Below are 26,324 nucleotides of genomic sequence, written 5' to 3' on the forward strand. Positions count from 1 at the left end.
TTTTCGGAGTCTCTGCTCGACCAGCGGCGTCGTCTCGTCGGCGGCACCGCAGACGAACTGGTCGATGCTACTCCACGGTAGAACAGACTGGTTATTATATCCTTCTGTACTAACGAAGTGTTCGTAGCAACTTCGAGAAGTAACAACACGGTCGATAATGTAGTTTCGTGTGGCCGGGGGCGGGAACCGCCGCAGCCCTCACTGCGAAGAGAACCCCTCGAACGGCGTCGACTCGTGACTACGGACGAGCACCTCGTCGACGACGGACAGCCCCATGTCCAACAGCGCCTGTGCCACCGGCGTAATGTCGCTGTCCGTCTCGCCGACTGCCGTCACGAGCAGGTTCTCCTCTCCAGTGACGAGCTCCTGGACGGACACGACGCCCGGGATGTCCAGCACGTCCTCGATGAGGTTGCCACGCTCCGGAATCGGCGCGGTGCAGAACAACAACATCCGGAGTGGGAAGCCGGACTCCTGGTAATCGACGTCCGCACTGTACCCCTTGACGACCGACTCCGACTCCAGTCGCTGGATGCGCTTGCGGACTGTGCTCGACGACGTGTCGGTGCGCTCGGCGATGTCGCCGGAGGAGAGATTGCGCGCGTCCTCCTGGAGCGCGTAGAGGATTTCTCGGTCGGTTTCGTCGAGTTCGTACTCCGTCATACCTCCCACGTCGCCGCCGAGCGCATAAGGAACTTCGGCTGACCCGCACGTCCGGCGGTCACCTCGCCACTCACCGCGACTCGATACTCACCGACAGGTCGTCGACGTAGTGGTCTCGGCGGTTCATTAGCCGAATCGTATCGCAGCCGCCGACATAACCGCTCCGGCAGTGTCACTCGCCGTCCCAGTAGTCGACGTCGTCCGCCATGCGGTAGTAGCCGTTGTGCGTCCGTCCGCTCCTGCCGCCCGGAGCCGCCCCCACGAACACGCCGACCTTCTCGGAGTCGGGGTAGACGGTCACCTCGGGTTCGTGCATGGTCGAGACGGCGAGATAGCGCAACGTCCCCTCGGAGTCGTTGACGACCCTGTGGCTGCCTGACTCGTCCGGGGGAAACGTCACGTAGTCGCCCGCCCGGAGCGGCTGGGACTCGCCCGCGAGGCGGAGCATCCCAGTCCCCGAGAGCACGTACACGGCTTCCTCGTTGGCGGTGTGGTAGTGGTACGGCCACGACGCCTCGCCCGCCGGTAGTTCGTAGAGACTGCAGCCGAGCTGGTCGCCGCCCGCAGCCTCCCCTAACTGCTTCCGACGCACGTGCATCCCGCCGTCGTCGACGTCGGTCCAGTCGAGGTCGTCCTCGTTCACGAGTGGCATGGGTCGCGTTACGGCACCCTGCGAGTAGTTTCTTTGCCCGCTCGGAGCGACTAGCCCGTCCGTTACTGGTTCTCCGGCTCCGCCGTGATCCACTGCTCGCTACTGGAGAGCAACACGAGCTGGTCGGTCACGTCCTCCATCGCGTCGACGAGCCGGTCGAACAGGGACGCGAACTCCCGGTACACCATCGGCTGGGGGATGGCGTCGTCGGCGAAGACGTCGGCGATTACGGCGTTGCGGACGCCGTCGCACTCGGTTTCGGTGGCTCGAACCGTCTCCACGTGGCTGGCTATCGACCCCGTCTCGGTCGAGGAACACAGCAGGCGGACGAACTCGTGGACGGCGTCGGCGAGCGCGGTCATCGCCGTCGTCGCGTGGTCGACCATCTCCCGGTATCGTCGGAAGCACGAGAGCCGCCGCTCTGGGTCAATTGTCACGAGGTCTTCGGCGATCTGCTCGGCCGTGTTCGGAATCTCGTCGAGCAGCTGGTAAAGCCGCACGACCTGTTCGGCGTTGAGGTGCATGCGGGAGTTGCGGATGCCGAACTCCCTGACCGTCGTGTTCGTGATGAGCGCGCTGATTCGTCGGCTCTGTGCGTCGCAGTCGCTCTCGAGTGCTCGAATCTCCTCGACGAGGTGCCGGGCCGAGTCCCCGGGCTCGTAGCCCTCAACGAGTCGTGACAGCAGGTCCACGCACTCGCTGATGGCGTCGAGATACGCGTCGGTCTGCTCGACCACCTGCCTGGAGAACTCCGGAGCGCCCTTGGATGACATCGATTCGAAGTCAGCTCCGGCAGTCACAAAGAGGTTGATATGAGGGCTCCGTACTCCACAGTTGGGGACTATAGACGGCGTCGTACTGCCCTGTTAGCGGCTCTTTCGCTGTTCGACCTCGTTCGGCTCGATGGCTTGCATTACAGTAGTAGCGAGGCGCGACCGCAGATATACCGCGTAGGGGATGTCAGGCCCCGCAGTGGAACGTTCATCGTGGGCAATAGTGGGCAAGAGTTATTCGGCAGTGGGTTATACTGGGTGACATGCCCGAAGTCGATGCCAGAGACCTGCAAACGAACGAGACGGACGACCGGGGACGAATTTACCTCGGGACAGAGTACGCGAACAAGCGCGTCACAGTAGCCGTCGTCGAAGTCGAATCTGACCGTCCTGACGAGGAAGACCTCGCCGCCGCATACCGTGACGCCGCAGAGAACGCAGAGACGCTGGCCGAAGAGTGGGGCGACACGTCGGACGAGGCGTGGACTGGGCTCGATGAATGAGCGAGGAGATAGCTATCCGACGTGGTGACGTAGTTGTCGTCCGCCTCGACCCTGCGGAGGGCCACGAGATGAAGAAAACTCGACCGGCGGTTGTCGTCCAGAACGACGTCGGGAATAGAAATTCGAGCACGACTATCGTCGCACCCGCAACGGGCACGTACCGGGACTACCCGTTCGAGGTGTTCGTCGAAGCCGAGACGTCCCCTTTCGAGAAAGATTCGTCCATCCGTCTCGACCAAGTTCGAGTGGTCTCTATCGAGAAGCGGATTCACTCAGTTGCGGGCAGCCTCGATGAAGAGACGATGCACGACGTAGACGATGCACTGAAACTGAGTCTCGCGCTCGACTGAGGTTTCATCCGCGATAGAGTACTTCAACTGTGAGTTTGGCTTCTACCGGTTCTCGCGCTGTTCGACCTTGTTCAGGCCTCAAACTGATGTTACAGATTTCGTCGAAATTGCCGTCTTCTTCGGAGTCTTTTCAGTCGTCAGCAGTGTACGCTCCACCTCGGCGCTTGATTCGGGCAACTAGCGTCGTTCGTTCTGACGGAACGCCACGGCGAGACGGAACTCTCCGACACGCACTTTCTTACAGGGACTGTTCTGAAGTGGTTCGCCGTAGTCGGGTGGGTCGCGCCACGGGGAATCGACAATTTCGTCGAGCTTGTCGAGAATACGGTCTTGTTCGTGAGGGTCGAGCGCGGTGAGGTCGTTTTGCGCTGTCGGTGTCAGCTCCCACGTCCACTCGTCGTCACTCATCGCCGTCCGTCCCGAACTTCTCGCGGGCCTCCTCGGCACTCATAGTCCGCCCCTCGTGGATGTCCTCCTCTGCTCGGAGGAGCGCGACGAGCTCGTCGCGGTCGAACGCGGGGAACTCGGTCGCATCCCGCAGAGTGTAGCGGATGAACTCGCTCCGACTGTTGAAGCCGCGTCCTTGCCACGTACCGTCTATCTTGTAGCCGTCAGTCTCGGTCGGCTAGTGGTGTCGAACGAGTAGATTTCCGGATTTCTCGACAATCAGGTCTTCGTAGTTCCCGATTTCGTCGTGGACGAACGCAGGTGTCAATAAGTCCGGTTCGAGCGTGACGATGAGCTCACGCGTTTTCGAATCAGCGATGAGCGCGGAGATAACGACGTAGGCGTCGACAACCAGTTTCATCCAAGAGCTAGTCTGACTGTTCTTCGACGGGCTCGCGCCCATGCTCGTTGATTCGATCCGCAATCTCTGTAATGTCGCTCTCAGTGAGCTCGCTTTCGCTGATGAGTTCGTCCATCACTTCGAGCGTCTCGATTTTCTCCTGGATCGCTTGTCGAGTGACCTCACTCCAATTGATTTCCGGGTGTCTCTCCATTCGGTCTTTGAGCTCGTCGTCCACGTTGACTGTGATACTGGGCATACAGGAAACTTTGTACATACAGAATATTGTGTTTTTACGGTGTATCGACTACTTTGAGGTCCTTCTGAGCCCCATATTGTTCGGCTACGCACCGTTTCGAATTCTGATTCCAGCTATGCAACCTAAAGATCTGCTGAGATGGCTGTCAATCCAAATAGAACGAGTGCAGTTACCAGACCGACGAATACAGGCGTCGGTTCGGTACCGCTCAAGAGAGTGCGCACGCTAAACAGAAGTGCAATCGCGCCGGTCACGGCGAGTCCACCAGCCACTCCGAATCGCCAGTCCGTCAGTTCGGAGTCACGCGTTCGGTGTCGAAAAACAGTCGCGGCAACGCTCCCGATGAGACTCAGGGCGAGGACGTACACTCCGAACAACGCGTAGAACAGGATACCACTGTCCGCGCCCTCAACCACTGCTTCAACCGGGAAAAATCCGATGAGGAGGTAGTATCCCAGTATCTGGGCTGGCTGGAACGGAACGACGAACTGGAGGGTCAGCAAGCCGAGAAGCACCCCCATCACGACGATGGTGTCTCGGATACCACTCCGTTTCCACGTCGTGTTCATGGATTGCTCCATAGATGACAGATAATCCACTACCACAATAAATGACTGCCTGTACTTACCGATATTCGATTATTCTATCCTAAAGTCGTACCCCTGGTCAAACGAGCCCTTTCGAGTTACAGGCTGATCTGCTCCCCGTCTTCAGGCACGCGTACGTCTTCCGTCTCCGCCCGCAGTTCCTCACGCGACAGCAAGCAGTGGTTAATCGCCTCCATGTGGACGACGACGACGGTCGCATCGGTGGCCTCGCGGACAGCTGAGATGTCTTCGACGCCCATTGTGATGGGTTCGCCCTGCTCGAACTGTGCTTCGCCGCCGTTGAGGACGACCATGTCGGGCTCGAACTGGCCGAGGGTCTCTTCGACCGGTTCGTACCAGATCGTGTCGCCAGCGACGTACACCGTCTCGTCGCCCTCGAAGACGAAGCCCGAGACCGGACCCATCCCCTCGGCTAACTCGCCATGTCCGTGTTGGCCCGGCGTTCGGTGGATGGTGACACCGTCGAAGGAGGTTTCGTCGTCAACAGGCCGGACGTCGGCAAAGCCTTCATCGGTAAACGCCTCGGCCTCCTCGGGTTGACAGAACAGTGGCACGTCGGCGTCGAGTTCCTCTCTGGCCGCCTCGTCCCAGTGATCGGGGTGGCGATGCGTGACGACCACGGCGTCGTACGATAAACTCACGTCCGGTAATGGAACGAGCGGGTTCCGTTTCTGGTTCGCTGTCGTAAGGGACTCGGGAACGGCAGGGTTGTCCGTCACCGTCGGCATCTCGCCCTGCGGCGTGAACATCGGATCGACGAGGAGCGTCGTGTCGCCAACGTCCACGAGAATCGTGGCGTTGCGAATCAGCTGCACGTTGGCACCAGTTGTTGGCATACAAGTACCAGTATGAGGGCCATCGGGGTAGGATTTATTTCGACATATTCCAACCGATGTGGCGTTCAGCATTTTCGAGGTGGAGCCCCCGACTTCAAGGAGCGAACAAAGTGAGCGAGTAGGTCGGGGAGGAAACCGGCATGATACGACACAACCGACATACTGCGCCCGACCGACTCTCGGACATTTAAGAACCGTCGGCTTTTCATCTGAAACATGGAGGTTCGGCGTACCGCGCCGGTCAAACTCGTCGCTCCCGACGAGCGACGCAACGACCTCCACGAATCCGCTCGGCAGTTCCTTCACTGCGCTAACCGTGCCGCCGAGTTCTGTTGGTCCAACACCTCCTACACCGAGTGCATCACGGCCAATACCACCGCGCGGGACGCGCTCTACGACGACCTCCGCGACGAAACCGACCTCACCGCGAACCTCGTTCAAGAAGCCATCCGACGCGCCGTCCAAGCCGTCAAAGGATGCGTCGAACGGTGGAAACAGGGCAAGCGAGTGAGTCAACCGGAGTTCACGTCTTGGAGTATGCTTTACGACAAGCGGAGCGCCACGTTCTACCGAAACAAAGTCTCGCTCTCGACCGTTAACGGTCGCGTCGAGTGTGACTTTGAACTTCCCTCGGACAGCCCCACACCGTACGAACGGTACGTCCTCTCCGAAGAGTTTGAGTTCCGTGCGAGCACGCTCCAGTACGACGCAGTGGACGACGAGTTCTACTTCCACATCACCACGCGAAAGTACGACCCCGAAGGAGACGGTGATGACGCAGAGGTTTCGGAAGATACCGGGCACCAAACAGTCCTCGGTATCGACCTCGGCGTTCGCAAGAGCGAAGCTCTTGCGCAGCCCATCAGAAATCTTTGATTTCTGAGGACGTCAACAGTCTTGCCGCCTCTTCAACTGGCAGATTCTGGCAAGGAGACGACTACGACCACTGGTGTCGTGAGTTCGAGAAGCGACGTGGTGAAATGCAACAGCGCGGCACGCAAGCCGCGCACAACGCTCTGCTTCGACTCGGGAAACGCGAACAAGCGTGGCGCAAACAGTACAGCCACACCGTCGCTAACGAAGTCGTCACGGAGGCCCTCTCTTACGACTGCGACGTCATCGTGTTCGAGGACTTGACCGATATTCGAGAACGACTTCCCCACGCAAAGTGGCACCACGTGTGGGCGTTCCGACGCCTGTTCGAGTACGTTGAGTACAAGGCCCCCGAACAGGGGGTCTCCGTGGAACAAGTCGAGCCGAACCACACGTCCCAACGCTGTTCGCGGACGGACTGTGGGTTCACTCACGAGGAAAACCGCCACGGAGAACACTTTGAGTGCCAGAAGTGCGGCTACGAAGTGAACGCGGACTACAACAGCGCGAAGAACGTCGGTATGCGGTACGTTCGGAAACAGGGACACAAACTCCGTTCCTCGCCCACGTCGGGGAGCGGAGACGCAGAAGTAGACCTGTGTATAAATGGTGGGATGTTGAACGGCGACGGGTACCAGCGTATTGCTGGTGCGTGATTACCGGGAGTCCACATCAAAGCCCCTCCCTCAATAAACCGAGGCGCGGAGCGCCGAGGGAGTAGGGTGGGGTAGTTTACGCACTCGCTCACTGAATGAACTCGATATCCTCAGGATCAAGATCTACGTCGAGGTCGATGTCGAGTGAATCGGCGGCGAACTGCTGTGCCAGCCACGCCTCCGCTCGGTTGAGACGGTACTGGAACGTCGAACGCGACACGTCTACGTCGGCAGCAATCTCGGTGACCGACTGCTGCCGTGGCTCCTCGTAGTACCCGCGTTCGATTGCAGCCTCAAGTGCCGACTTCTGTTCGGGCGTGAGGGTTTGCTGGACGCGACTGTCTTCCAGCAAACATGGCGGCGTTCCGAGCCGTTCGACGGTCAGCGACAGCCCCTCACGAAGGTTCTCACGGACTTCCTCGTGGATCGCTGCTACAGGCCCGTCGATGAGTAAGCGCCACCGGAATTGGTCGCCACGACGCTCCGATCGCATTATCAGCCCCTCGCCGACGTGGTTCGCGGCGACAAGCGGGATCGACCGCGGGCCGTCGCCTTCCCGGCGAAGCGAGTGGATCTTCCGTGACTCCGGGTTTGACGAGAGGGTCGTGTACTCGTACTCGGTCACGGGCGCACCACACATTCCAGACGTATTCGGATCACTGGCGACGCGTTCTAGCTGGTCGTCGAACTCGGTGAGGACAGCAGCCGGGCCGACAACCTTGTCGATTCCCCACACTGCCTCGCTGGTCGCACTGATTTCCATCGACCGGGCGTACAAGTCTGCGTGTTCGATGAAGAGATCCATCACCTCGTCAGTCCCCTTCTCGTATTCGACCGTGAAGACGAACTCGCGCACAATACCGTACGTTCTCGCTTGACGGGTAAAACCTGATAGGAGTGTTCCGAGTCTCGCGCGGTGTGATGACTGGGTTGGACGATTCAGAAACGTACCAGAACTAGTGACGACTCGCCGCTAGATATGAGTTAAAAGCGACACTAGCCGGTAGCTGCTCCCTCAATAGCTACGGCCAGCAAGTACGACGGAGGTAGTAGTTCCGATGTCTACTATCAGATCGGTATGTTGTGTGTTACCTCTTATTACGTTGCTCGACCTTGTTCAACTCGATGAGCAGCCGGAAGATGGCCTTCACGAGGTTCGGGTCGACGCCGAACGCTTCGGCGTTCCGGCCGGCGCGGTCCATCACCGCTTGCTCCTGGCTCTCGTCGGTGGTCGCCATGCCGCGCTCGTCTTTGACCTCCGCGATGGTCTCGGCGACGTACGTGCGTCGCGCGATGAGGTCGACGATTTCGCGATCGATTGCTTCGATTTCCTCGCGCAGTTCCTCTAGACTCATATCGTCCGGGCCCCGTCCAGCTGCGTCGTCGTCAGCCGGACTGTCCCCGGGTTCTCGTCCCATAGTGGTTTCACCTCCGTGAGTGCGTCGTGGTCGCCGACGGCGACGTAGCTCGGGCCGGTGCCCGAGAGGGACGCCCCGTCGGCGTGCGGGAGGGCGTCCACAATTGGCTCGGTCGGGTGGCCGAGCGCCGCCGCGAATGCCAGCCCGTTAATCGTCATCGCGGTGCCGTACTCGCCGTCGGCGGCGAGGTCCGCGACGTGCTCGGCCATCGGCGCGATGCGCTGGCAGCGCTCGACGTCCGCGTCCGCGGAGAAGGACTGCTCGGGCGGCGTCCACACGAGCGCCGCCCACTCGACTTCCTCGCGGAACAGTAGGTCGTCCTCGCGGTTGTCCGTCATCGTGAGCCCGCCGAGCATGCTCGCCGAGGCGTCGTCGAACGCGCCCGTGACGGTGACGCCGACGCCGCGGGCGGCCTCGACGCCGAGGCGCGCCGCCCGCTCGCGGGAGACGCTCTCGACTTCGCCGAGCGCGTCCAGCGTCGCAAGCACGGTCGCGTTCGCGGCCGCGCTCGAACTCTTCAGGCCGGACGCCAGCGGCACCTCGCTGTCCGTGTGGACGGTGCCACCCTCACCGTGCCCGTACTGGTCGGTCACCAGCGATACGCAGCGCTCCACGAGTTTAGTGTCGGCGTCCGAGTGGTCGGCGATGCTGCCGGTGACGCCGTCGGCGGCCGCGTCCAGCGACACCTCGGCTGTCACGTCGAAATCGAGCGCGAACGCCGACCCGATGCCCGTCGCGAGCGCGTTCAACACGGTGCCCGCGGCTGGCGCTGCTGCACGGCCATCCATGTGTTGTCCTGTCACGGCCCGTATTTACCACTGGCGTTTCGGGCAAGGGGAGCGTGGCCGAGCAACGCGAGGCCACGTTAGGGCGAACGGCGAGCACCGCGAGCCGTGAGCAGCGTGCCCTCACTCCGCTCGGGCACGCAAACGGCGGGCTTTTCCTCTCCCACCCGCAATCCACGGACATGAGCGCCCGCAACGACATCGCGCCGAGCACTCTCGGCGTCGACCTCGAAGAGGAGGGCGTCTACGTCGAGTACACGGACGGCCGCCGCACGTTCTACAACGGCGTCCCGGAGAAAGTCCACGGGACGGTGCGGTGCCGGCCGGGCAAGGACGTCCACGTCCTCGTCACGGACCCGACGGAGACGGAGGGCGTCCTCGTCTACGTGAACGACCTGAAGACCCACGACGAGATTCTCGAATCGACGGGCGTCGGCCGCGTCCTGCTCGACCCCGGCGAGGAAGAGGAACTGTTCCCGGGCGTGACCGTGCGCGCGGACGGCTACGCGACGGAAGTCGAAGCCGACCCCGAAGAGGCGCGGGGTCGCGTGTTCGTCTTCGAGGAGGACGAGCTCGGCGAGCGCTCGTTCGAGCTGTTCGCAGCAGAGTCAGAGGAGTGAACGCGCTCTGACCGCCCGTTACTGGAGATAGGAGGGTTCTTCGGCGTCGCAGTTCTGTTCGTGCTGTTCGGCGTCCCCCTGGTCGTCGAACATTAGCCCGCACTCTTCGCAGCGGTACCAGAGCATGTCGTCGCGCTCAGTCTCCTCGACCATGCGTGGGTCTCCGTCGCCCGAGGTAAAAACCGTTGCCCCCGTCGCGACGCCGGCTCCGATACCGGGTGGTTCGCCAGTAGGCATACGTCCCCTCGCGTCGAACTCGCGGCTGACGACGCCAACCTCCGGAACGGCGTGCTCGCGGCACTCGACCGCGACTAGGGCCGCAGGCAGCGCTCGGGGTCGAACGGCAGCCCGAGGTGGTCGAAGACGTCGCGCCACCGGCCGACGTCGTTCTCGTCGAGGATACAGGGCGCGTAGCCGGCGTTCAGGGAGAGCGCGAGCGCCGGGTAGCGGTCTGGTTCGACGCCGACGCGCACGCTGTCGTAGCCTGCGTCCAGTAGCCGACGAGTGGCTGCGGCGGAAAGCGCACGCCCCAGTCCCTCGCGGCGGTGCACGGGGTCGACGACGAGGTACGCCAGCGCGGCGCCGAACGGGAAGCGGTGGTCGCCCGCGTTCGGCTCGTGGATTGCCGAACACGTCCCGACGACGGCGTTCGTCGCGCGCTCGACGGCGACGAACGAGCCGTTCGGCAGCACGCGGTCGCGGAACGCCTCGATACCGACGTCCCAGCAGCCCGTTTCGAGCAACTCCTCGATTGCTTCTCGGTCCCGACCGGCTAACTTGCTCGTTCGGAGCGCATACCCGTCCGGCACGTCGACGTCCGGCGGTCGTAGGCCGTCCGGCCACAGCAAGTAGCGCGTGTCCTCGCTCATGGGCGTGGCTCGGTGCTCGCAGTTGGAACGCGTTGCGGTGTGTGCTCGGGTCGGCGCCAGAGTAATCCGGATGGTCGCCGTTCGTACTGTCGTAACTGCGATGAGCACGGACACCGAACCAGCGGGGGTCGTCGAGGACGAGTCGTTCTTCCGGACGCTCGTCGAGCACGGCTCGGACGCCATCATCAGCATCGACGCGGATAGCACGATTCTGTTCGCGAATCGCTCGGTCGAGCGCGTGTTCGGCTACGAGCCCGCGGAACTCGTCGGCGAACCACTCACCGTGGTGATGCCCGAGCGCTTCCAGGGGGCCCACCACGCTGCCATCGCGGAGTACGTCGAAACGGGCGAGCGTACTCTCGACTGGAACGACATCGAACTCCCCGGCGAGCACAAGGACGGCCACGAGGTCCAGCTCTCGATTACGTTCGAGGAACACCAGTACGACGGCCAGCGCGTGTTCTCCGGCATCATGCGCGACGTCACGGACCGCGTGGAGCGCGAGCGCAAACTCGAACGACAGAACGAGCAACTGGAGCGGTTCGCGGGCATCCTCAGCCACGACCTCCGCGACCCGCTGAACACGGCGCGCGCACAGGTCGCGCTGGCGAAGAATGCCGACGACCCGACGGAGTACCTCGACGAACTCGAACACATCCACCAACGCATGGGCGACCTCATCGAGGACGTGCTCACGCTCACGAAACAGGGCCACACCGTCGGCGAACCCGAGCCAGTCTCACCCGCCGCCGTCGCCGAGGAAGCGTGGCAGAACGTCGGCGGCCCGGAGGCGACGCTGCACGTCGAGGACATCGGCGTCGTGCAGGCCGACCGCGAGCGCCTGTTGTCGCTGTTCGAGAACCTGCTCGGGAACGCGATTCGGCACGCCGGCGACGACGTCACCGTCGAAGTCGGCCCGCTGAGCGCCGGCGACGGTTTCTACGTCGCCGACGACGGCCCCGGCATCCCCGAAGCCGACCATGCGGACGTCTTCGACTACGGGTTCACGACCGACGACGACGGCACCGGGTTCGGGCTGAACATCGTCGAGAGCATCGCGGACGCCCACGGCTGGACCGTGAGCGTGACCGACAGTGAGGCGGGCGGCGCGCGCTTCGAGTTCGCGGGCGTTCGCCGGAGCGAGAACGGCGATGCCGAATGATTGTTCGGACGACTGACACCCCTGAGGCGGTGCTTCGCCGGCGTGCCACTACATCCAAGTACCGTCGAACCAAATCAGGTGGCGAGTGATGTCTACTGAAAGCGCCGCGGACGGGAGCCTCGACCACGATGCGCCGGTCGTGCTCGTCGTGGACGACGAGGCGAACGTCGCGGAGGCGTACGCGCTCTGGCTCCCCGACGAGTACGAGGTCCGAACCGCAACGAACGGGGCGCAAGCCCTCGACGCAGCCGACGAGGACATCGACGTCGTCCTCCTCGACCGCCACATGCCGGACCTCTCCGGCGACGAAGTGCTGGACCGCCTCCGGGAGCGCGGCCTCGACTGCCGGGTGGCGATGGTGACCGCGGTCGACCCCGACTTCGACATCGCGGAGATGTCCTTCGACACGTACCTCACCAAGCCCGTCGACCAAGGAGAGATTCGGGACACCGTCGAGACCCTCCTCGGGCTGTCGTCGTTCGGCGACCAGTCCCGCCAGTTCTTCGCCGTCTCCCGGAAGATTGCGGCGCTCGAGGACGAGAAGCGCGCGTCCCAACTGGAGGACAGCGACACCTACCAGCAGCTCGTCGAGCGCCGCGACGAACTCGACAGCGAACTCGACGATGTCGTCGGCGAGATGGACGACGACGACCTCGAAGCCGCGTTCCGCGACCTCTGACTACCAGAACGCCTTCGTGCGGGCGTACTCACGTTCGCGTTCGAGGATGTCCCGGTAGAAGTCGGCCTCGTCCTCGCGGTGGCGGTTGATGACGCGGGCAGCGTTCCGCGGGCCGACGCCGCGCGCTGACAGCGCGATAATCGCTTTCTTGCCGTGGCTCTGGACGATGCTCGCGTTCCGGAAGACGCGCTCGGTGCGGTCGCGCTGCTCGTCGTCCTTGTCGTCGGCGCGCACCGCCTTCACCGCGTCGTCGGCCCACGGCGACAGCGCGGCGACGCGCGTCGACCCGCAGTACGGGCACTCGGGCTGGTCGCTGACGCGCCGGACTTTCGTCTCGTGCTCCCAGTCCTGGCAGTGCGTACAGAACAGTTTCACGCGGTCGTCCTGGATGCGCTCGCGGACCGCCTGCACGACGCTGGCGTCCGCGTTCTCGGGTGTGAGGAGTTCCGACCCCGACGAGCGGCCGCCGACGCCGATGGCCGTTCGTTCGCCCTCGATGGCGACTTCCAAGTTGCCGGACTGGATTGCTTCGAGGACCTCGCTGGTGCGTTCGACGTCGAGGTCGGTGTGGAACACCTCGCGGACGGCCTCGTCGTAGACGGGCGTGTCTTCGAGCGCGCCCAGCAGCCGCGACAGCCCGACGCCATCTCGCCCTTTCCAACGCTTGAGTGCGCCGAACTTCGCGGCGACCTGCGCGAGCGTGAACTTCAGCGTCTCCGACTGCTTGAGACTCAACTCCAGCAGCGGCTCGACGTGCTCGGAGTCCGTCTCGTGCAGCAGGTCCACGACGCCGTTCGCGCTGATGCGCGCGGGCACGTCCAGTTCGACGCGGTACGGGCCGACGTCGAGCCCCACCGAGGAGCCGGTTCGCTGGCCGAGTAACGCCGACAGCAGCCGGCCGACGGTCTCGTTGGCCTCGTGGCCGAGGGCCGCGTTCACGACGATTGTCTTGCCTTCCTGTTCGACGACGATGCGGTCGTCGCTGGGCATCGCGTTCCCGCTGTCGACGTGGTACTCGACCTGTTCGAGCGCCTCGCCCGCGGTGTACTCGTCCGTCGGGTAGCGCGCCGTGAACTCACGTGCGACTCCTTCGAGGGTCGCGCCCGCGTCGAACTGGTCGGCCGCGACTTCGCGCATCTCCCCGACCTCCTGGGCGACCTCGTAAGGCACGGGAATCTCCTGGCCCGTCCACGACGGCACCTCGCCCGCGGGGTCCTCGATGGGGGAGACGTTGACCTCCTCCTCTTCTTCGTCGATGTTCGTGATGCGCCACATCTCCCCGCGCTGGACGAACGTCGCGCCGGGTTCCGCGAAGTTCACGACGAAGCGCTCGTCCAGCGTCCCGACCTGCCGGCCCGCCGCCATGTCGTAGACGGCGTACGTCTCCTCGTCGGGAATCATCGAGAGGTTCGCGTAGTAGTACTGCCACGTCCCCCCGGATTTCGAGACGGTGTCGTCGTCCTCGTCGACGTAGACGACGCGGTTGTTGTGCAGTTCCATCGCCACCTCGCGGAACGTTGTCTCGTCGAGGTCGTGGAACGGGTACGCCCGCGTCACGATCTGGTAGGCGTGGCGTGCGCTCGTCTCCCCGAAGTCCATCACCACGCCGACGATTTGGTTCGCTACGGTGTCGAGGCTGCCGTGGTGAATCTGCATCGTCTCCACGTCGCCCTCGCCGGCGCGCCGCGCGATGGCCAGCGCCTCGAACGTGTCGTCCGGGCTGCCCGTCACGACGGTGCCGTGGCTGACCTCGTCGCGGCGGTGGCCCGCGCGCCCGACGCGCTGGAGCAGGCGTGCGACCTCCCGTGGCGAGGCGTACTGGACGACGTGGTCGATGCGGCCCACGTCGATGCCGAGTTCCATCGAGGACGTGCAGAGCAAGCCGTCGAGTTCGCCGGCCTTGAACTGGTCTTCGACCTCGATGCGGGCTTCCTTCGACAGGGACCCGTGGTGGACGCCGATGTTGGCGTCCAGTTCCTTGAACCGCGACCCCAGCGCCTCCGCGGTCTGGCGCGTGTTCACGAAAATCAGCGTGGAGTCGTGCTCGTCGACGATTTCCTGGATGGCGCGCACGTGGCTCGCCATCGACGGCGACGTCATCAACTCGTTGCTCAGGCGTTCGTCGCGCTCGGTTATCTCCGGCTCGCGCACCGAGAACTCGACTTTCGACGTGACGTCGACCTCGATAATCTCGCAGCCCCGGCCGCCCGTGAGGAACGCGCCCACTTCGCTGGGGTCGCCGACGGTCGCCGACAGCCCGATGCGCTGGAAGTCCCCCGCGAGCTCCACGAGCCGCTCCATCCCAATCGAGAGTTGGGCGCCGCGCTTCGCGCCCGCGAGTTCGTGCACTTCGTCGACGACGACGTGGCGCACGTCCGCGAGACCGTTCCGGAGCTTCTCCCCGGTGAGCATCGCCTGCAACGTCTCCGGGGTCGTCACGAGCACGTCCGGCGGGTCGTCGGCCTGTTTCTTGCGCTGGTACTGCGTCGTGTCGCCGTGCCGGACGTCCACGTCGAGGCCGAGCGTCTCCCCCCACCAGTCGAGGCGCTCACGCATGTCGCGGTTCAGCGCCCGTAGCGGGGTCACGTACAGCGCTGCGAACCCCTCCGGCGCGCCCTCTTCGACGATGCTATTGAGGACCGGAAGCATCGCCGTCTCCGTCTTCCCGGTCCCAGTGGGCGCGACCACGAGGCCGTTTCGGCCGTCCGCGAGCGCGGGAATCGCGCGGCGCTGTGGCTCCGTCGGCGTCGTGAACCCGCGCTCGGAGAGCGCCGCCCGAACCTCGCCGCCGAGGTGCGAGAACGCGTCCATCCCCCGCGTCTCACTCATCTCTCAAACGTAGGGCCGCAACCCGAATAAGCGCGTTGCCGGGCGACACGACTGCCCCTAACTCGACTCCTCGACGCCCCTCTCGGCGAGGCGACAGCGAAGATATGCGGCCGTTCAGACGTCGCGATAGCGACCGAGCCGCGTCCCGTCCAGCAAGTAGAGTTGGGCGTCCGGGCACGCCTCGGGGAGGAACGGCGCGAGGAATTCCTGGCCCTCGACGTTCACCCACGTCCCGCCGGAGAGGTCGTTGAATGCCGGGACCACCGCGAGGTCGCCGTGCACGTCGATGGTCTCGCCGTGGTACTCCTCGAACGGCGCGGCGTCGAGCGGGCCGCGCAGCCACGCGCGCTCGACGCGCGTCCCGCCGACCTCGTCCTCCAGCCGGACTGTCGGATGCTCGTGGCCGACGCAGACCGTCTCCGCCTCCAGCACTTCGGGCGCGGGCCACGTGTGGCCGTGCGCGAATCCGACGTCACCGAAGCGCGCGCCCTCCGGGGGTGTCGCGTCGAGGTCGAACTCGTCGGCGAGCCCGCCGTCGTGGTTCCCCACGACGAGCGTCACGGGGACGTCGAGCGCGTCGAACAGCGCGTCGAGTTCGTCGTGTTCAGCGCCCTCGGGCGTGCCGATGGCGTGCCCGAGGTCGCCGAGGAAAATAATGCGATCCGGCTGCGTCTCGCTGACGAGGTCGAGCACGCGCTCGCGGCGGTGCTCGGCGCGACTCTGGACTTCCAGCCCCTCGCGGCGCAGCGAGCGCTCGATACCCGCGTGGTAGTCAGCGACGACAAGCGCCTGCTCGCGGGTCGCGGCTTCGCCGCTCCCTCGTTCCGAGGTCTCCGTACCTTCGACTTCGCTGGTCGCGCTGCTCCCCGCTCGTCCGTCCGCGGCCTCCACGCTGTCGGCCGCGCGCTCTCCTTCGAGGTCGGCGACCGCGGCGGGTTCGCCGAGAATCGGCTCCACCAGCGCCATCTAGATGGCTTTCAGGTGGTCGTCGCCGGACTCGTAGCAGCGCCCGCTCATCAGCGCCTCCTGGATGGCGTCCTCGATTTCGCCCTCGTCGGCGTCCCGCTCGTCGGCCGCCGTCGCGACGACGTTCTCGCGGAGCGCGCCGTCGCCGTCGTCGAGTTCGTCCATCAGCTCCACGACGTAGTCTTCGAGGTCGAGGTCCATCTCTCCGGCTTCGGAGTCCTCGCTGTCGGACTCGGGCTCGTCGTCCTCCTCGGCGGTGAATTCGTCGAGGTCGTCGCTGTCCTCGTCCTGAGACTCGTCGAACGCCTCGTCGTCGGCGTCGAAGTCACCGAGGTCGTCTTCGTCCGTGGCTTCCTCGGTGGCTTCGTCTCCGCCGGCTTCCTCGTCGGATTCGGGTACGTCGATGTCCGACTCGCCGGCGTCCGGGACTTCGGTCCCCGTCGAGAAGCCGACGTCGTAGTTCTCCTTGACTTCCTCGCGCTCCTCCTCGGAGAGCTCGTACATCTCGCCGTCCGCGGCTGCTTCGCCCTCCTCGGGCGCGGCTTCCGCAGCGACTTCGTCGGGTTCGGGCGTCTCGGCGGCTGGACCGGTCGCCGACGCCGGTTCCGACTCCGGCTCGGCCTCCGGTTCGCTCGCTTCGACGCTCTCCTCGGTCTCCGGTTCGGATTCAGTCTCCGGCTCGGGTTCTTCCTCGGTCTCGCTGACCGCGGGCGCAGTCTCGACTTCCGTCTCCTCGTCGCCCTCGCCGAGATCCGCATCTACCGTCCCCGCGTCGGGCGCTTCGTCGCTCTCGGCGGCTTCGGATTCGGTGGGTTCGGCGGGTTCAGCTTCGGTCGTCTCGGCTGCCTGCTCTTCCCCGTCGGCCGATTCACTGTCGAGGTCGGCCGCGAAGCTGAGGTCGGCGTCGCCCTCGTCGCTCGGGGAGAGCGCGAGGTCGCCGACTTCGTCGCGCTCGCCGGCGACGACGCGCGCCGCGTCCAGGGTGAGCGTGCGGACCGCGTCGAGGTACGCCGGCGTCGTGCCGTAGTGGTCGAGCGCCAGCGGGATGCCCGCCGCGAGCCCGTGCTGGACGCCCGCGGCTTCCAGAATCTCGCGGAGGTTGTCGCCGCGCTCGACGCGCTCGTGGGCGGCCGCCATCGTCGCCACGCGGTCGACGGTCTGCTCGGCCGTCGAGACGACCCAGCGGTCGCGGGTTTCGGCGTCGACCTCGCTGACTTCCTCCGGGCGGATGGACGTGTAGACGACGTCCGCGTCCTCCGGCTGGAAGGTCCGGGCCTTCCCCGTCACCGCGACGAACGACGGCGTGTCTGCGGATTCGAGAGCGGCCAGCGCCTCGGGCTGGTACTGCCCGGCGTAGACGACGAACGCGCCCGTCGGGTCGACGACCCGCGCGCGCACCACGTCGTCGCTGACCTGCTCGACCTCGGTGAGCACGCCCACGACGAACACGCGGTTGACGCGCGCGCCGGTCGGCGTCACGACGTAGTTCGGCGCGCGCTCCTCGTCGCTCTCGGCGTAACTGTAGTCGGCGTCGTCGAACTCCGCGGCGAACAGCCGGTAGGCGACCTCGCGGCGGTTGACCTCCTCGTCCTCAGATTGACTCATGCTTCCACCTCCTGAAGGAAGGCCTGCGCACGCTCGGCCGGGTCGTCGGCGGATTCACGGAACTCCAGCGTTTCGAGGTTCGCGCCGTAGTCGTCCACCGAGAGGTGGCCGCGGACCGTGTACTCGGAGCCGACGAGCGTCTCGGCGATGGTGTCCGCGACGACGGTCTGGTCCATCGCGTCGCGGGCCTGCTGGCGCGCGTCCTCGATGTCGCCGCCGTACACCTCCTCGGTGAGTTCGCGGTCGAGAATCACCGTGACGGTGTCCGTGCCGTCGTCGAGAATCGCCTTCACGCGCAGGTCGTCCTCGCCCTCCACGTCGCCGTGCTGGCGGCACTGCCCCTTCTGGACGACGCGGCCGCACTCGGGACAACGCTGGATGAGCCCGGAGCCGTCCCGGACTTCGATGACGTTCCCGACGAGTTCGACGTCGTACGCGCCGCCGCGATCGACGGCCTCCCGAATCGCCATCCGGGTCGGGCCGCCCACTTCGACGGGTTCGTCGAGGCTCGTGACCGTCGAGAACTCCGAGACGTTCACGGAGGGAACGCCGCGGAACTCGCGGACGTAGACGTCTTCGAGGCGGACGGACGCGCCCTCCTCGATTTCAGTGTGCGGGTCCCAGTCGGTGAACGGGAGGCGCGCGCTCTCGTCGCCGAGGACGCCGCTCAGAATCTCCGTCTCGCCGTCCCGGCCGTCGATGGTCCGGGTCTCGACCTCGGTCACGCGGACCTCGACGTTCCGGCCGCGGTCGCCCGGCGCGAGGTCGGCGAGATCGCGGTCGCCGCCCACGTCGTAGGGCACGTCGATGTCCTCGGCCTTGCTCACGGTCGAAGATTCCCCGAAGTTGAGTTCGGGATTCCCCTCGTACTCGCGGACGCTGGCGTTTCCGATGGCGACGGTGTCGCCGGGTTCGAGGCCGAAGTCCTCCCACGCAGTGTACGAGATTTTCCCGGTTTCGTCGGCGAGTTCGCCCTCGCCGATGACGTGGTCGTCGCCCTGGTAGCGAATCGAGCGCTTGCCCGCCGTCAGGACTTTTGCCGTCACGGTGACGCTGCCCGAGTCGGGGCTGACGTCCACGATGTTTTCTGCAGTCGGGCCGCCCGAGTCGCCGCCGGACTCGTCGCCGAACTTCCGACGGAGGCTCCGCTTGGCCTCCTCCACGGGAACGCTGTACTCCACGAGGTTCTGCAGGTTCTCTTTGACCTCCGCTTTGTCTACACCGAGGTCGGAGGCGAGCTCCTCGGCGTGGTCGTCGATGTTCATGCGTCCGTAGTTCGGGCTGCCTGCCGTAAAAGGGTTCTCGCGAGCGGGCGCGCGTGGACCGAACACGAAACGCGTTTCCCACCGCCGCCCCCTCCCCAGCGTATGCACGTCGTCGTCAACGCCGCGATGAGCGCGGACGGCAAGCTCTCGACGCGCCGCCGCGAACAGGTCGCCATCAGCGGCGAGGCCGACTTCCGGCGCGTGGACGAGCTGCGCGCGAGCGTCGACGCCGTGATGGTCGGCGTCGGCACCGTACTCGCGGACAACCCATCGCTGACCGTCGACGACTCTGACCTGGTCGCCGAACGCGACCAGCGCGGCGACGCCCCCCAGCCCGCTCGCGTCGTCGCGGACTCGCACGCCCGTACGCCGCCGGACGCCGGCGTGCTCGACGGTGCTGCGGAGACGTACGTCCTCGTCGCCGAAGAGGAACCCCGCGAGCACCGCCAGACGCTCGAAGACGCCGGCGCGACTGTCGTGGTTGCCGGCGAGAACCGCGTCGAACTTCCCGACGCGCTCGACCAACTGGAAGCCCGCGGCGTCGAAGACCTGCTGGTCGAGGGCGGCGGCGAACTCATCTTCTCGCTGTTCGCCGACGACCTCGTCGACGATCTCTCGGTGTTCGTCGCGCCCAAGATTATCGGCGGCCGCGACGCCCCGACGCTCGCCGACGGCGACGGCTTCGTCCGCGACTTCCCGGAACTCGACCTGGCGGGCGTCGAACGCATCGACGACGGCGTCCTCCTCGAATACGACTGCTGACTCGCCGTTCCCGGACCGCTATCCGCCGTCGGCCCGTGAGACGGGCACCGTCGTGACCTGCACCTCCGCCCGCCGGACGACGCGCTCGGTGACGCTCCCGACGCTGAGGAATCGGTCGAGGCCGCTGCGGCCGTGCTTGCCCATCACCACGAGGTCCGCGTCGTAGTCCCCGGCCGCGTCCAGAATCTCCTCGTGTGGCAGGCCGGTCCGGAGGTGTTTCTCCACGATGATGCCGCCGTCCTCACACTGTCGGCCGGCGTGGTCGAGCGCGCGCTCGGCCTCCGCGTGCGCTTCCTCGACGACGAGGTCGAACTCCGTCGCGACGAACCGCTCGTCGACGACGTACAGCGCATGCACCTCGGCGTCGAACCGTTCGGCTAAGGCGAGGCCGACGCCCACCGCCTCCGAGGCCCCCTCACTGCCGTCGGTCGGAACGAGAATCGTCGAGTACACCCGCGGCTAGTCTCGGGCGGCGGACAAATACGCTTCCCCGAAGCGGGCGGCGCGCGAACCGCGACAGCGCGTCGAAAACGAGTTAGTGCTGGTGGCCGGTCGCTTCCGCGTACGTCTGCCCGAAGCGCTCCTCGAACTGGTCGAGGACGGCTTCCTCGACGTTCTGCAGTTCCTCGGTAGGCTCGCCCTGGCCGTGGTGGACGAGGGCGTGAGCGCGCTGCGCGAACGCCATCAGCGCGATGTCGCCGACGACCTGTGCCTCGCTCTCGTCGTCCTCCTCGCTGAAGATTTCCACGAGTCGCGCGGGAATCGTGACCTCGTTGGTGTCGCCGTCCGGGTCCTCGATGGTGAACGTGGCTTCGTCCATGCTCGCACGGACGGGACCGCGACTAAAATGAGTGTGGTTACGGGACCGAGCCGCCGGCTTCAGTCGTCCGCGGGCGCGGCCTCGCTGCCTTCGGCGGCCGTCGCGCTCCCTTCGCTTTCGAGGTACTCGTCGGCGTCCAGCGCGGCCTTGCTGCCCATGCCGGCCGCGGTGACCGCCTGCTGGTAGTGGTAGTCGACGACGTCGCCAGCGCCGAAGATGCCCTCGACGTCGGTGCGCGTCTGGCCGCCGCCCTTGCCGCCGCGGGTGACGATGTAACCCTCGTCGTCGAGTTCGACGTCCGTGTCTTCGAGGTAGTCCGTGTTCGGCGTGTGGCCGATGGCGACGAAGAACGCGCCAACCGACAGCGAGAATTGCTCGGTCTCCTCGTCGTCGAGCTTCGCCGACGGGTGGCCCTCGGGATGGCGCACGAGCGTCACGTCCTCGACGCCGGCCTCGGGGGTGCCGTTGACCTCGACGGCTTCCGTGTCCCAGAGGACTTCCATGTCGCCGTCGTCGACGTGCTCCTGGATGCGTTCCTGCCAGTAGTCCTCCGCGCGGAGTTCCTCGCGTCGGTGGACCAGGTAGACGGTGTCCGCGAACTTCGTGAGGAAGCTCGCCTCCTCGGCGGCCGCGTCGCCGCCGCCGACGACGACCATGTCCTCGCCCTTGAAGAACGCGCCGTCGCAGGTCGCACACGTCGAGACGCCGTACCCCATGAGCTCGTCCTCGCCGGGGATGCCGAGCGTCCGCGCGCTCGCACCGGACGCCGCGATGACCGCGTCGGCGGTGTAGACGTCGCCGTTCGTGAGCTCCACGCGGAACGGCCGCTGGGCGTCGTCGACGTTTTCGACGACGCCGTGTTCGAGCTCCGAGCCGAAGCGCTCGGCCTGCTCTTTCATGTTGTTGATGAGGTCCGGCCCCGAGATGCCCTCCGGGAAGCCCGGGTAGTTCTCGACCTCAGTCGTGAGCGTGAGCTGGCCGCCGGGCTCGTCGCCCTCGAACAGCAGCGGATCGTTGTTCGAGCGCGCCGCGTAGATTGCCGCCGTCAGCGCCGCGATGCCCGTCCCGGTGATGATGAGCTTGCGGTGCTCGACGACGTCGTCAGCGGTTTCACCGCTTCCGTTTCGAGACCCCGCCGGGGTCTCGCTATCGCTGCCGTCGGCGATGCCGAGCTTCTCGTCGAGTTCGCCGGTCTGGTCGAGTTCGTGGGTGTCGTCCCAGCCGCCGATGAGCTCGTCGTCGATGAACACCTCGGGGGCGGTCTCGCGGCCGTTCGCGCGCTCTTTCATCTCCGCGAACAACTCCTCGTCGCCCTCTTCTCGCGGGCTCTGCCCGCTCGAATGGTTCGGGGAATGGTTCGAAAATTCCCGCTGGGAATTTTCGTCATCACGAGAGACGGCGTCGCCGTCTCTCGGATGACTTCGTTCCCCGGTAGTAACGTTGTACGTCACGTAGTCGACGCCCTTCGCGTCGAAGAGGTCCTTGGCCTTCTCGCAGTACGAGCAGTCTGTCTTCGTGTAGATTTCCACTCGGGGCTCGTCGGTCATACGTCCTAGTCGGTGACCGCGGTGTTTGTACGTTGTGTTGGCCGGGAAGTGTGCCGGCACATCGGAGCCCCTCGTTCACGACGGCAGAACGCTTTTGGACGAGCTTATGTAACACGTACGTATGTCTGATGCAGATACGAACGGTGGGGGCGAACCGGAGAAGACGAACATCAACGTTCGGCTGACGGAGTCGCTGCTCGCGGACGTCGACGCCACGTGGCAGGACGAGGGCTACAACAGTCGGAGCGAGTTCATCCGCGAAGCACTCCGAGACGCGGTCCGGCATCCCGGCCTGACCCGCAAGAGTTGGAAGGAGATTGCCGCCGTCGAACACGCGCGACGCACCGGCGACAGCGAGACGTTCTCCCGCGAGGACATTCTCGGCGATGACGAGTGACGGCGAGTGGACGTGGCAGTTCCGCGCGCCAGCGAAACGAACGTACGACGACCTCGACCCGCACGCACAGGACCGCATCACGGACAAACTCGACGAAATCGTCAACGACCAGTGGCGGGACCCGGACGACTACCTGGAACGCTGACTGGCGTCCCGCACTCGAAGCTCCGAATCGGCGCGTTCCGCCTCGGTGCAGTCTGCGACCACGAAGCGAAACTGCTCGACGTGTACACCATCGAGCAACGCGGTAGCGCGTACAAACCCGGAGACGATTGACTCGCACTGCCGATTTCACATCCCGCGACCCAAGCGCTTACGCCCCGCGTCGCCCCACACTCGGGTATGCCCGCCGACCTCCACGAGAAGATGGACCGCTACGAGGGCCTGCTGGCCGAAGCGCTCGCGGAAGCCGAAGCCGTTCCACCCGCGGACACGCCGCTGGGCGAGGCCGCTGCCGAGTACGAGGAGATGGCACAGTCGTACCTCGACGACGGCCGTCACTTCCGCGACCACGACGACCCAGTGAACGCGCTCGCGGCGTTCTCCTACGGGCACGCGTGGCTGGACGCGGGCGCTCGAATCGGGCTCTTCGACGTGCCCGAGAGTGGTCACCTGTTCACCGTGTAGGCGCTCGCGCGTCCGGAGCCGGCACGCCGTGCGATGTCGGGTGGTTTTACGGTACTGCGCCGTCTCGGAGTAGTCGATGGAGGCCGCGCTCTGGTACGTGTTGACGGGGACGCGCGGCGGACCGAACCGCGTCCGCCTGCTGCGGGCGCTCGCCGACCGTCCGAGAAACGCGAACCAGCTCGCGGAGGACCTGGACCTCGACTACAAGACGGTCCGACACCACCTCGACGTGCTCGTCGAGAACGACATCGTGCAGTCCAGCGGCGACGACTACGGCGCGGTGTACCTGCCGACGGACGCGGCCCGCGACAACTGGGACACCATCGAGGAAATCATCGAGGAGGTCGAATGATGCACGATTCTAGGGGAATACCGGCCGAATTTGGGAAAGCGTATAACTACCGCTCCTGCCAACGGTGGTGTAGATGACAGTCTGGGCGGACGTGACGCGAGCGGCGATGGCGGTCAACGTCGTCGCACTGCTCGCGCTCTGCGGCGTGTGGGCTCGCAACTACCGGCAGATACAGTCGAAACACACGCTCGGCCTGCTCGTGTTCGGTCTGCTGTTGCTCGGGGAGAACGCGCTCGGGCTCTACTACTTCGTGATGCACGACGTGTTGACCGCGTGGTTCAGCGGCCTGCCGTCGATTTCCGCGACCGCGATGATGGCGCTGCGGCTGCTCGAAACTGCCGCCATCGCGTTCCTGCTGTGGGTGACGTGGGACTGACCCAATACTGACTCGGCACTGACCTGGCACTGACCTCGCTTCTTCGGCTCGCTCACGACGACCAGCCTAGCCGCAGCCACCGCGCCCGATACCCTCCTCCGCCAGACTTGGCAATACGATGATATCGGCGATAGAGGGGCCTAGGGACGCAATTTGGCGAATCTCCGGCGGAAATTGGGCCTGAATTCGGGAAATCTTCTTTCAAGTACCGGGTGTCGTCGGTGGTATGCGGGAACGCATCCAAGCACTCGTGCTCACAGCCGTCGTCGTTGGCTCGCTGTTCGCCGTCGCACCTGCGGCAGCGACGGCCGACCAGCAGGCGGCTGCGAGCGTCACGTTCGACGCACAGACTTCCGGTGGCCAGACGGTCACCGTCGACAGCGCCACGCTCCCGAACGGCGGGTTCGTGACGATTCACGACAGCAGCGTGCAGGAGGGCGAAACGCTCGGCAGCGTCGTCGGGTCGTCGGCGTACCTCGAACCCGGCACGCACGACAACGTCACCGTCCACCTGGACGAGCCGCTCGCCGAGGACGACACGCTCGTCGCGATGCCGCACATGGACACCGACGGCGACCGCGTCTACGAGTTTGTCTCCGCGAACGCGGCCGTCGACGGCCCGTACACGGCTGACGGCGGTGCTGTCGTCGCCGCGGCGAACGTCACCGCGTCCTCAACCGTGTCGATGAGCGACCAGCCGACCGACGGTAATTCCGTCGTCGTCGACCGCGTCGAGCTGGCCGAGCCCGGCTTCGTCGCCGTCCACAACGACAGCCTCCTCGACGGCGACGCGCTCGGCAGCGTCGTCGGGCACTCCGCGTACCTCTCGGCGGGCGTCCACGAGAACGTCCGCGTCGAACTCGACGAGTCGGTCGGCAACGAGACGGTGATTCCGATGCCCCACGTCGACTCCGACGGCGACGAGACCTACGACTTCGTCTCCTCCGAGGGCAGCGACGACGGCCCGTTCACCGACATGAACGGGGAAGCCGTCCTCGACACCGCGATGGTCACGCAGTCGAACACGGCGTCCGTGTCCGCGATGAACCAGACCACCGGCGGTCACGCCGCGACCGTCGATTCGGTGTTCCTGCCCGACGGCGGGTTCGTCACCGTCCACGACGGTAGCGTCACCGAGGGCGCGGTCTTCGAGAGCATCCGCGGCACGTCGATGTACCTCGAACCCGGCCTCCACCGGAACGTCCGCGTGAGCCTCGACGACCCGTACACCGAGGACGGCACGCTCGTGCCGATGGCGCACATGGACACGAACGGCGACGAAGCGTACACGTTCGAGGAATCCGAGGGCAGCGAGGACGGCCCGTACACGGCTGACGGTAGCGCAGTCGTCGACACCGCGTCCGCGACCGTCTCCGCGTCCGTCAGCGTCGACCACCAGCAGTCCGACGGCCACACGGTCGTCGTGGACTCTGTCGACCTCAGCGAACCCGGCTTCGTGACGATTCACGACGCCTCCCTGTTCACCGGCGAGTCGCTCGGCAGCGTCGCAGGGACGTCGACGTACCTCGAAGCCGGCCACCACGAGGACGTCGAAATCACCCTCCACGACCCGATCAACGAGTCACAGACGGTCGTTGCGATGCCCCACGTGGACTCTGACGGGGACCAGTCGTACGACTTCGTCACCTCCGAGGGCAGCGACGACGGGCCGTTCACCGCGAACGGCGGCGCGGTCGTCGACACCGCCCACGCGTCCGTGAACGCAGTCACGACCATCAGCGACCAGGAGAGCGACGGGTCGACGGTCGTCGTCGACTCGGTGACGCTCGCGAACGGCGGGTTCGTGACGATTCACGACGGCACCCTCGCCGACGGCGCGGTCTTCGACAGCGTCCGCGGCACCTCCGCGTACCTCGCACCCGGCACCCACGAGAACGTCGAAGTGATGCTGGACAGCGAACTCGACGGCGAGACGACGGTGTTCGCGATGGCGCACGCGGACTCCGACGGCGACGAGACGTACACGTTCGTCGAATCGGAGGGCAGCGCCGACGGCCCGTACGTCGCCAACGGCGCACCCGTAATGAGTTCCGCGACGGTGGACGCGCCCGCGATGACGACCGAAACCACCGAAACGATGGAAACGACTGAGATGATGCAGACCACCGAGGCTGGCGACACGACCGACGACGGATCCGGCGGGAGCGTCCCCGGCTTCGGCATCGGTATTGCGCTCGTCGCACTCCTCGGGGCCGCGCTGCTGGCAGTTCGACAGCAGTAACGCGCTCGACACGGTGATTCGGCCCGGCGAGCATCGGCGGAAC

30 protein-coding genes and 4 pseudogenes are annotated in these 26,324 nt (G+C 65.3%); 13 read left to right on the top strand and 21 right to left on the bottom strand.

Annotated features, from left to right (window positions below; all coding sequences use genetic code 11):
* Positions 1-198: 198 nt before the first annotated feature.
* The 3 genes from LT974_RS09590 to LT974_RS09600 form a co-directional block, all read right to left on the bottom strand.
* Positions 199-663: an Lrp/AsnC family transcriptional regulator gene (locus LT974_RS09590; RefSeq protein ID WP_232587451.1), complete on the bottom strand. Its 465-nt coding sequence runs from the start codon at positions 661-663 to the stop codon at positions 199-201.
* Between the two features lie 172 nt (positions 664-835).
* On the bottom strand, positions 836-1,315 hold the full coding sequence (locus tag LT974_RS09595; RefSeq protein ID WP_232587452.1) for a cupin domain-containing protein: 480 nt from the start codon (positions 1,313-1,315) through the stop codon (positions 836-838).
* 62 nt (positions 1,316-1,377) lie between these two features.
* Positions 1,378-2,088: a DUF47 family protein gene (locus LT974_RS09600; protein ID WP_232587453.1), complete on the bottom strand. Its 711-nt coding sequence runs from the start codon at positions 2,086-2,088 to the stop codon at positions 1,378-1,380.
* A 263-nt stretch (positions 2,089-2,351) separates the two neighbouring features.
* Between LT974_RS09600 and LT974_RS09605 the strand changes: the two genes are divergently transcribed.
* Positions 2,352-2,591, top strand: coding sequence for a hypothetical protein (locus LT974_RS09605; protein ID WP_232587454.1), 240 nt, complete (start codon positions 2,352-2,354; stop codon positions 2,589-2,591).
* The gene (locus tag LT974_RS09610) at positions 2,588-2,941 is read left to right on the top strand and encodes a type II toxin-antitoxin system PemK/MazF family toxin (RefSeq protein ID WP_232587455.1); all 354 of its coding nucleotides are present in this window, start codon (positions 2,588-2,590) and stop codon (positions 2,939-2,941) included. Before LT974_RS09605 ends, LT974_RS09610 begins: the two co-directional genes overlap by 4 nt.
* 130 nt (positions 2,942-3,071) lie before the next feature.
* Here LT974_RS09610 and LT974_RS09615 read toward each other — a convergent pair.
* The 6 genes and pseudogenes from LT974_RS09615 to LT974_RS09640 all read right to left on the bottom strand — a co-directional run bounded on the left by LT974_RS09615 (position 3,072) and on the right by LT974_RS09640 (position 5,431).
* Positions 3,072-3,349 (bottom strand): annotated as a pseudogene (locus tag LT974_RS09615) (type II toxin-antitoxin system RelE family toxin).
* A complete protein-coding gene (locus tag LT974_RS09620) occupies positions 3,342-3,542 on the bottom strand; it encodes a CopG family transcriptional regulator (protein ID WP_232590242.1) in 201 nt (66 codons plus the stop codon). The pseudogene LT974_RS09615 and the gene LT974_RS09620 overlap by 8 nt, the downstream one beginning before the upstream one ends.
* Positions 3,543-3,590: 48 nt before the next feature.
* A pseudogene (locus LT974_RS09625) lies at positions 3,591-3,749 on the bottom strand (PIN domain-containing protein); the annotation flags it as partial.
* A 7-nt stretch (positions 3,750-3,756) separates the two neighbouring features.
* The gene (locus tag LT974_RS09630; protein WP_232587458.1) at positions 3,757-3,987 is read right to left on the bottom strand and encodes a hypothetical protein; all 231 of its coding nucleotides are present in this window, start codon (positions 3,985-3,987) and stop codon (positions 3,757-3,759) included.
* Positions 3,988-4,109: 122 nt separating this feature from the next.
* Positions 4,110-4,568: a hypothetical protein gene (locus tag LT974_RS09635; RefSeq protein ID WP_232587459.1), complete on the bottom strand. Its 459-nt coding sequence runs from the start codon at positions 4,566-4,568 to the stop codon at positions 4,110-4,112.
* A gap of 104 nt (positions 4,569-4,672) precedes the next feature.
* Positions 4,673-5,431, bottom strand: a complete 759-nt coding sequence (locus LT974_RS09640) for an MBL fold metallo-hydrolase (RefSeq protein WP_232587460.1) — start codon at positions 5,429-5,431, stop codon at positions 4,673-4,675.
* A 216-nt stretch (positions 5,432-5,647) separates the two neighbouring features.
* On the opposite strand from LT974_RS09640, the pseudogene LT974_RS09645 reads away from it, so the two are divergent.
* Positions 5,648-6,960, top strand: a pseudogene (locus LT974_RS09645) (RNA-guided endonuclease InsQ/TnpB family protein).
* An 88-nt stretch (positions 6,961-7,048) separates the two neighbouring features.
* Here the strand turns inward: LT974_RS09645 and LT974_RS09650 are convergent.
* From LT974_RS09650 to LT974_RS09660, 3 genes are all read right to left on the bottom strand, one after another.
* On the bottom strand, positions 7,049-7,816 hold the full coding sequence (locus LT974_RS09650) for a helix-turn-helix domain-containing protein (protein ID WP_232587461.1): 768 nt from the start codon (positions 7,814-7,816) through the stop codon (positions 7,049-7,051).
* A 232-nt stretch (positions 7,817-8,048) separates the two neighbouring features.
* Positions 8,049-8,378 carry a chorismate mutase gene (locus tag LT974_RS09655; protein WP_408611681.1) on the bottom strand — a complete coding sequence of 110 codons (330 nt, stop codon included), beginning with the start codon at positions 8,376-8,378 and terminating at the stop codon, positions 8,049-8,051.
* Positions 8,312-9,166: a shikimate kinase gene (locus LT974_RS09660; RefSeq protein ID WP_232587463.1), complete on the bottom strand. Its 855-nt coding sequence runs from the start codon at positions 9,164-9,166 to the stop codon at positions 8,312-8,314. Before LT974_RS09660 ends, LT974_RS09655 begins: the two co-directional genes overlap by 67 nt.
* A gap of 179 nt (positions 9,167-9,345) precedes the next feature.
* Here LT974_RS09660 and LT974_RS09665 point away from each other — a divergent pair, with 179 nt between their 5' ends.
* Positions 9,346-9,783 (top strand): DUF5796 family protein, encoded by a 438-nt coding sequence (locus tag LT974_RS09665; protein WP_230892295.1) that lies wholly within the window; start codon positions 9,346-9,348, stop codon positions 9,781-9,783.
* Between the two features lie 18 nt (positions 9,784-9,801).
* On the opposite strand, the gene LT974_RS17760 is transcribed toward LT974_RS09665, so the two are convergent.
* Together LT974_RS17760 and LT974_RS09670 are read right to left on the bottom strand one after the other, a co-directional pair.
* On the bottom strand, positions 9,802-9,936 hold the full coding sequence (locus LT974_RS17760) for a DUF7128 family protein (protein ID WP_269785376.1): 135 nt from the start codon (positions 9,934-9,936) through the stop codon (positions 9,802-9,804).
* 158 nt (positions 9,937-10,094) lie between these two features.
* Positions 10,095-10,652, bottom strand: a complete 558-nt coding sequence (locus LT974_RS09670) for a GNAT family N-acetyltransferase (RefSeq protein ID WP_232587464.1) — start codon at positions 10,650-10,652, stop codon at positions 10,095-10,097.
* Between the two features lie 100 nt (positions 10,653-10,752).
* Between LT974_RS09670 and LT974_RS09675 the strand changes: the two genes are divergently transcribed.
* Entirely contained in the window at positions 10,753-11,814 is a 1,062-nt protein-coding gene (locus tag LT974_RS09675) for a two-component system sensor histidine kinase NtrB (RefSeq protein ID WP_232587465.1), read from the top strand.
* Between the two features lie 88 nt (positions 11,815-11,902).
* The gene (locus LT974_RS09680) at positions 11,903-12,493 is read left to right on the top strand and encodes a response regulator (protein ID WP_232587466.1); all 591 of its coding nucleotides are present in this window, start codon (positions 11,903-11,905) and stop codon (positions 12,491-12,493) included.
* On the opposite strand, the gene LT974_RS09685 is transcribed toward LT974_RS09680, so the two are convergent.
* From LT974_RS09685 to LT974_RS09700, 4 genes are all read right to left on the bottom strand, one after another.
* A complete protein-coding gene (locus LT974_RS09685; RefSeq protein ID WP_232587467.1) occupies positions 12,494-15,322 on the bottom strand; it encodes a DEAD/DEAH box helicase in 2,829 nt (942 codons plus the stop codon).
* 114 nt (positions 15,323-15,436) lie between these two features.
* Complete coding sequence (locus LT974_RS09690) at positions 15,437-16,288, bottom strand: metallophosphoesterase (protein WP_232587468.1); 852 nt, start codon at positions 16,286-16,288, stop codon at positions 15,437-15,439.
* On the bottom strand, positions 16,289-17,893 hold the full coding sequence (locus LT974_RS09695) for an RPA family protein (protein WP_232587469.1): 1,605 nt from the start codon (positions 17,891-17,893) through the stop codon (positions 16,289-16,291).
* Positions 17,890-19,158 (bottom strand): Single-stranded DNA binding protein, encoded by a 1,269-nt coding sequence (locus LT974_RS09700; RefSeq protein ID WP_232587470.1) that lies wholly within the window; start codon positions 19,156-19,158, stop codon positions 17,890-17,892. The genes LT974_RS09695 and LT974_RS09700 overlap by 4 nt, the downstream gene beginning before the upstream one ends.
* A 102-nt stretch (positions 19,159-19,260) precedes the next feature.
* Between LT974_RS09700 and LT974_RS09705 the strand changes: the two genes are divergently transcribed.
* On the top strand, positions 19,261-19,920 hold the full coding sequence (locus LT974_RS09705) for a 2,5-diamino-6-(ribosylamino)-4(3H)-pyrimidinone 5'-phosphate reductase (RefSeq protein WP_232587471.1): 660 nt from the start codon (positions 19,261-19,263) through the stop codon (positions 19,918-19,920).
* Positions 19,921-19,938: 18 nt separating this feature from the next.
* Here the strand turns inward: LT974_RS09705 and LT974_RS09710 are convergent, their stop codons facing one another.
* The 3 genes from LT974_RS09710 to LT974_RS09720 all read right to left on the bottom strand — a co-directional run bounded on the left by LT974_RS09710 (position 19,939) and on the right by LT974_RS09720 (position 22,287).
* Complete coding sequence (locus LT974_RS09710) at positions 19,939-20,373, bottom strand: universal stress protein (protein ID WP_232587472.1); 435 nt, start codon at positions 20,371-20,373, stop codon at positions 19,939-19,941.
* Positions 20,374-20,455: 82 nt separating this feature from the next.
* Complete coding sequence (locus tag LT974_RS09715; RefSeq protein ID WP_232587473.1) at positions 20,456-20,740, bottom strand: DUF7545 family protein; 285 nt, start codon at positions 20,738-20,740, stop codon at positions 20,456-20,458.
* Positions 20,741-20,799: 59 nt separating this feature from the next.
* Complete coding sequence (locus tag LT974_RS09720) at positions 20,800-22,287, bottom strand: FAD-dependent oxidoreductase (protein ID WP_232587474.1); 1,488 nt, start codon at positions 22,285-22,287, stop codon at positions 20,800-20,802.
* A 121-nt stretch (positions 22,288-22,408) separates the two neighbouring features.
* On the opposite strand from LT974_RS09720, the gene LT974_RS09725 reads away from it, so the two are divergent.
* The 6 genes and pseudogenes from LT974_RS09725 (at position 22,409) to LT974_RS09750 (ending at position 26,281) form a co-directional block, all read left to right on the top strand.
* Positions 22,409-22,684 (top strand): ribbon-helix-helix domain-containing protein, encoded by a 276-nt coding sequence (locus LT974_RS09725; RefSeq protein ID WP_232587475.1) that lies wholly within the window; start codon positions 22,409-22,411, stop codon positions 22,682-22,684.
* Positions 22,674-22,960, top strand: a pseudogene (locus LT974_RS17955) (type II toxin-antitoxin system RelE family toxin). Before LT974_RS09725 ends, LT974_RS17955 begins: the two are co-directional and overlap by 11 nt.
* A gap of 66 nt (positions 22,961-23,026) precedes the next feature.
* A complete protein-coding gene (locus LT974_RS09735) occupies positions 23,027-23,311 on the top strand; it encodes a DUF357 domain-containing protein (protein ID WP_232587477.1) in 285 nt (94 codons plus the stop codon).
* A 76-nt stretch (positions 23,312-23,387) separates the two neighbouring features.
* On the top strand, positions 23,388-23,663 hold the full coding sequence (locus LT974_RS09740; protein ID WP_059057013.1) for an ArsR/SmtB family transcription factor: 276 nt from the start codon (positions 23,388-23,390) through the stop codon (positions 23,661-23,663).
* Positions 23,664-23,736: 73 nt separating this feature from the next.
* Entirely contained in the window at positions 23,737-24,039 is a 303-nt protein-coding gene (locus tag LT974_RS09745; protein WP_232587478.1) for a hypothetical protein, read from the top strand.
* Positions 24,040-24,265: 226 nt separating this feature from the next.
* A complete protein-coding gene (locus tag LT974_RS09750; RefSeq protein ID WP_232587479.1) occupies positions 24,266-26,281 on the top strand; it encodes a DUF7282 domain-containing protein in 2,016 nt (671 codons plus the stop codon).
* Positions 26,282-26,324 lie beyond the last annotated feature (43 nt).

The sequence above is a fragment of the Halobacterium noricense genome (genome assembly GCF_021233435.1).
In the GTDB taxonomy this organism is placed as follows: Archaea; Halobacteriota; Halobacteria; order Halobacteriales; family Halobacteriaceae; genus Halobacterium; species Halobacterium noricense.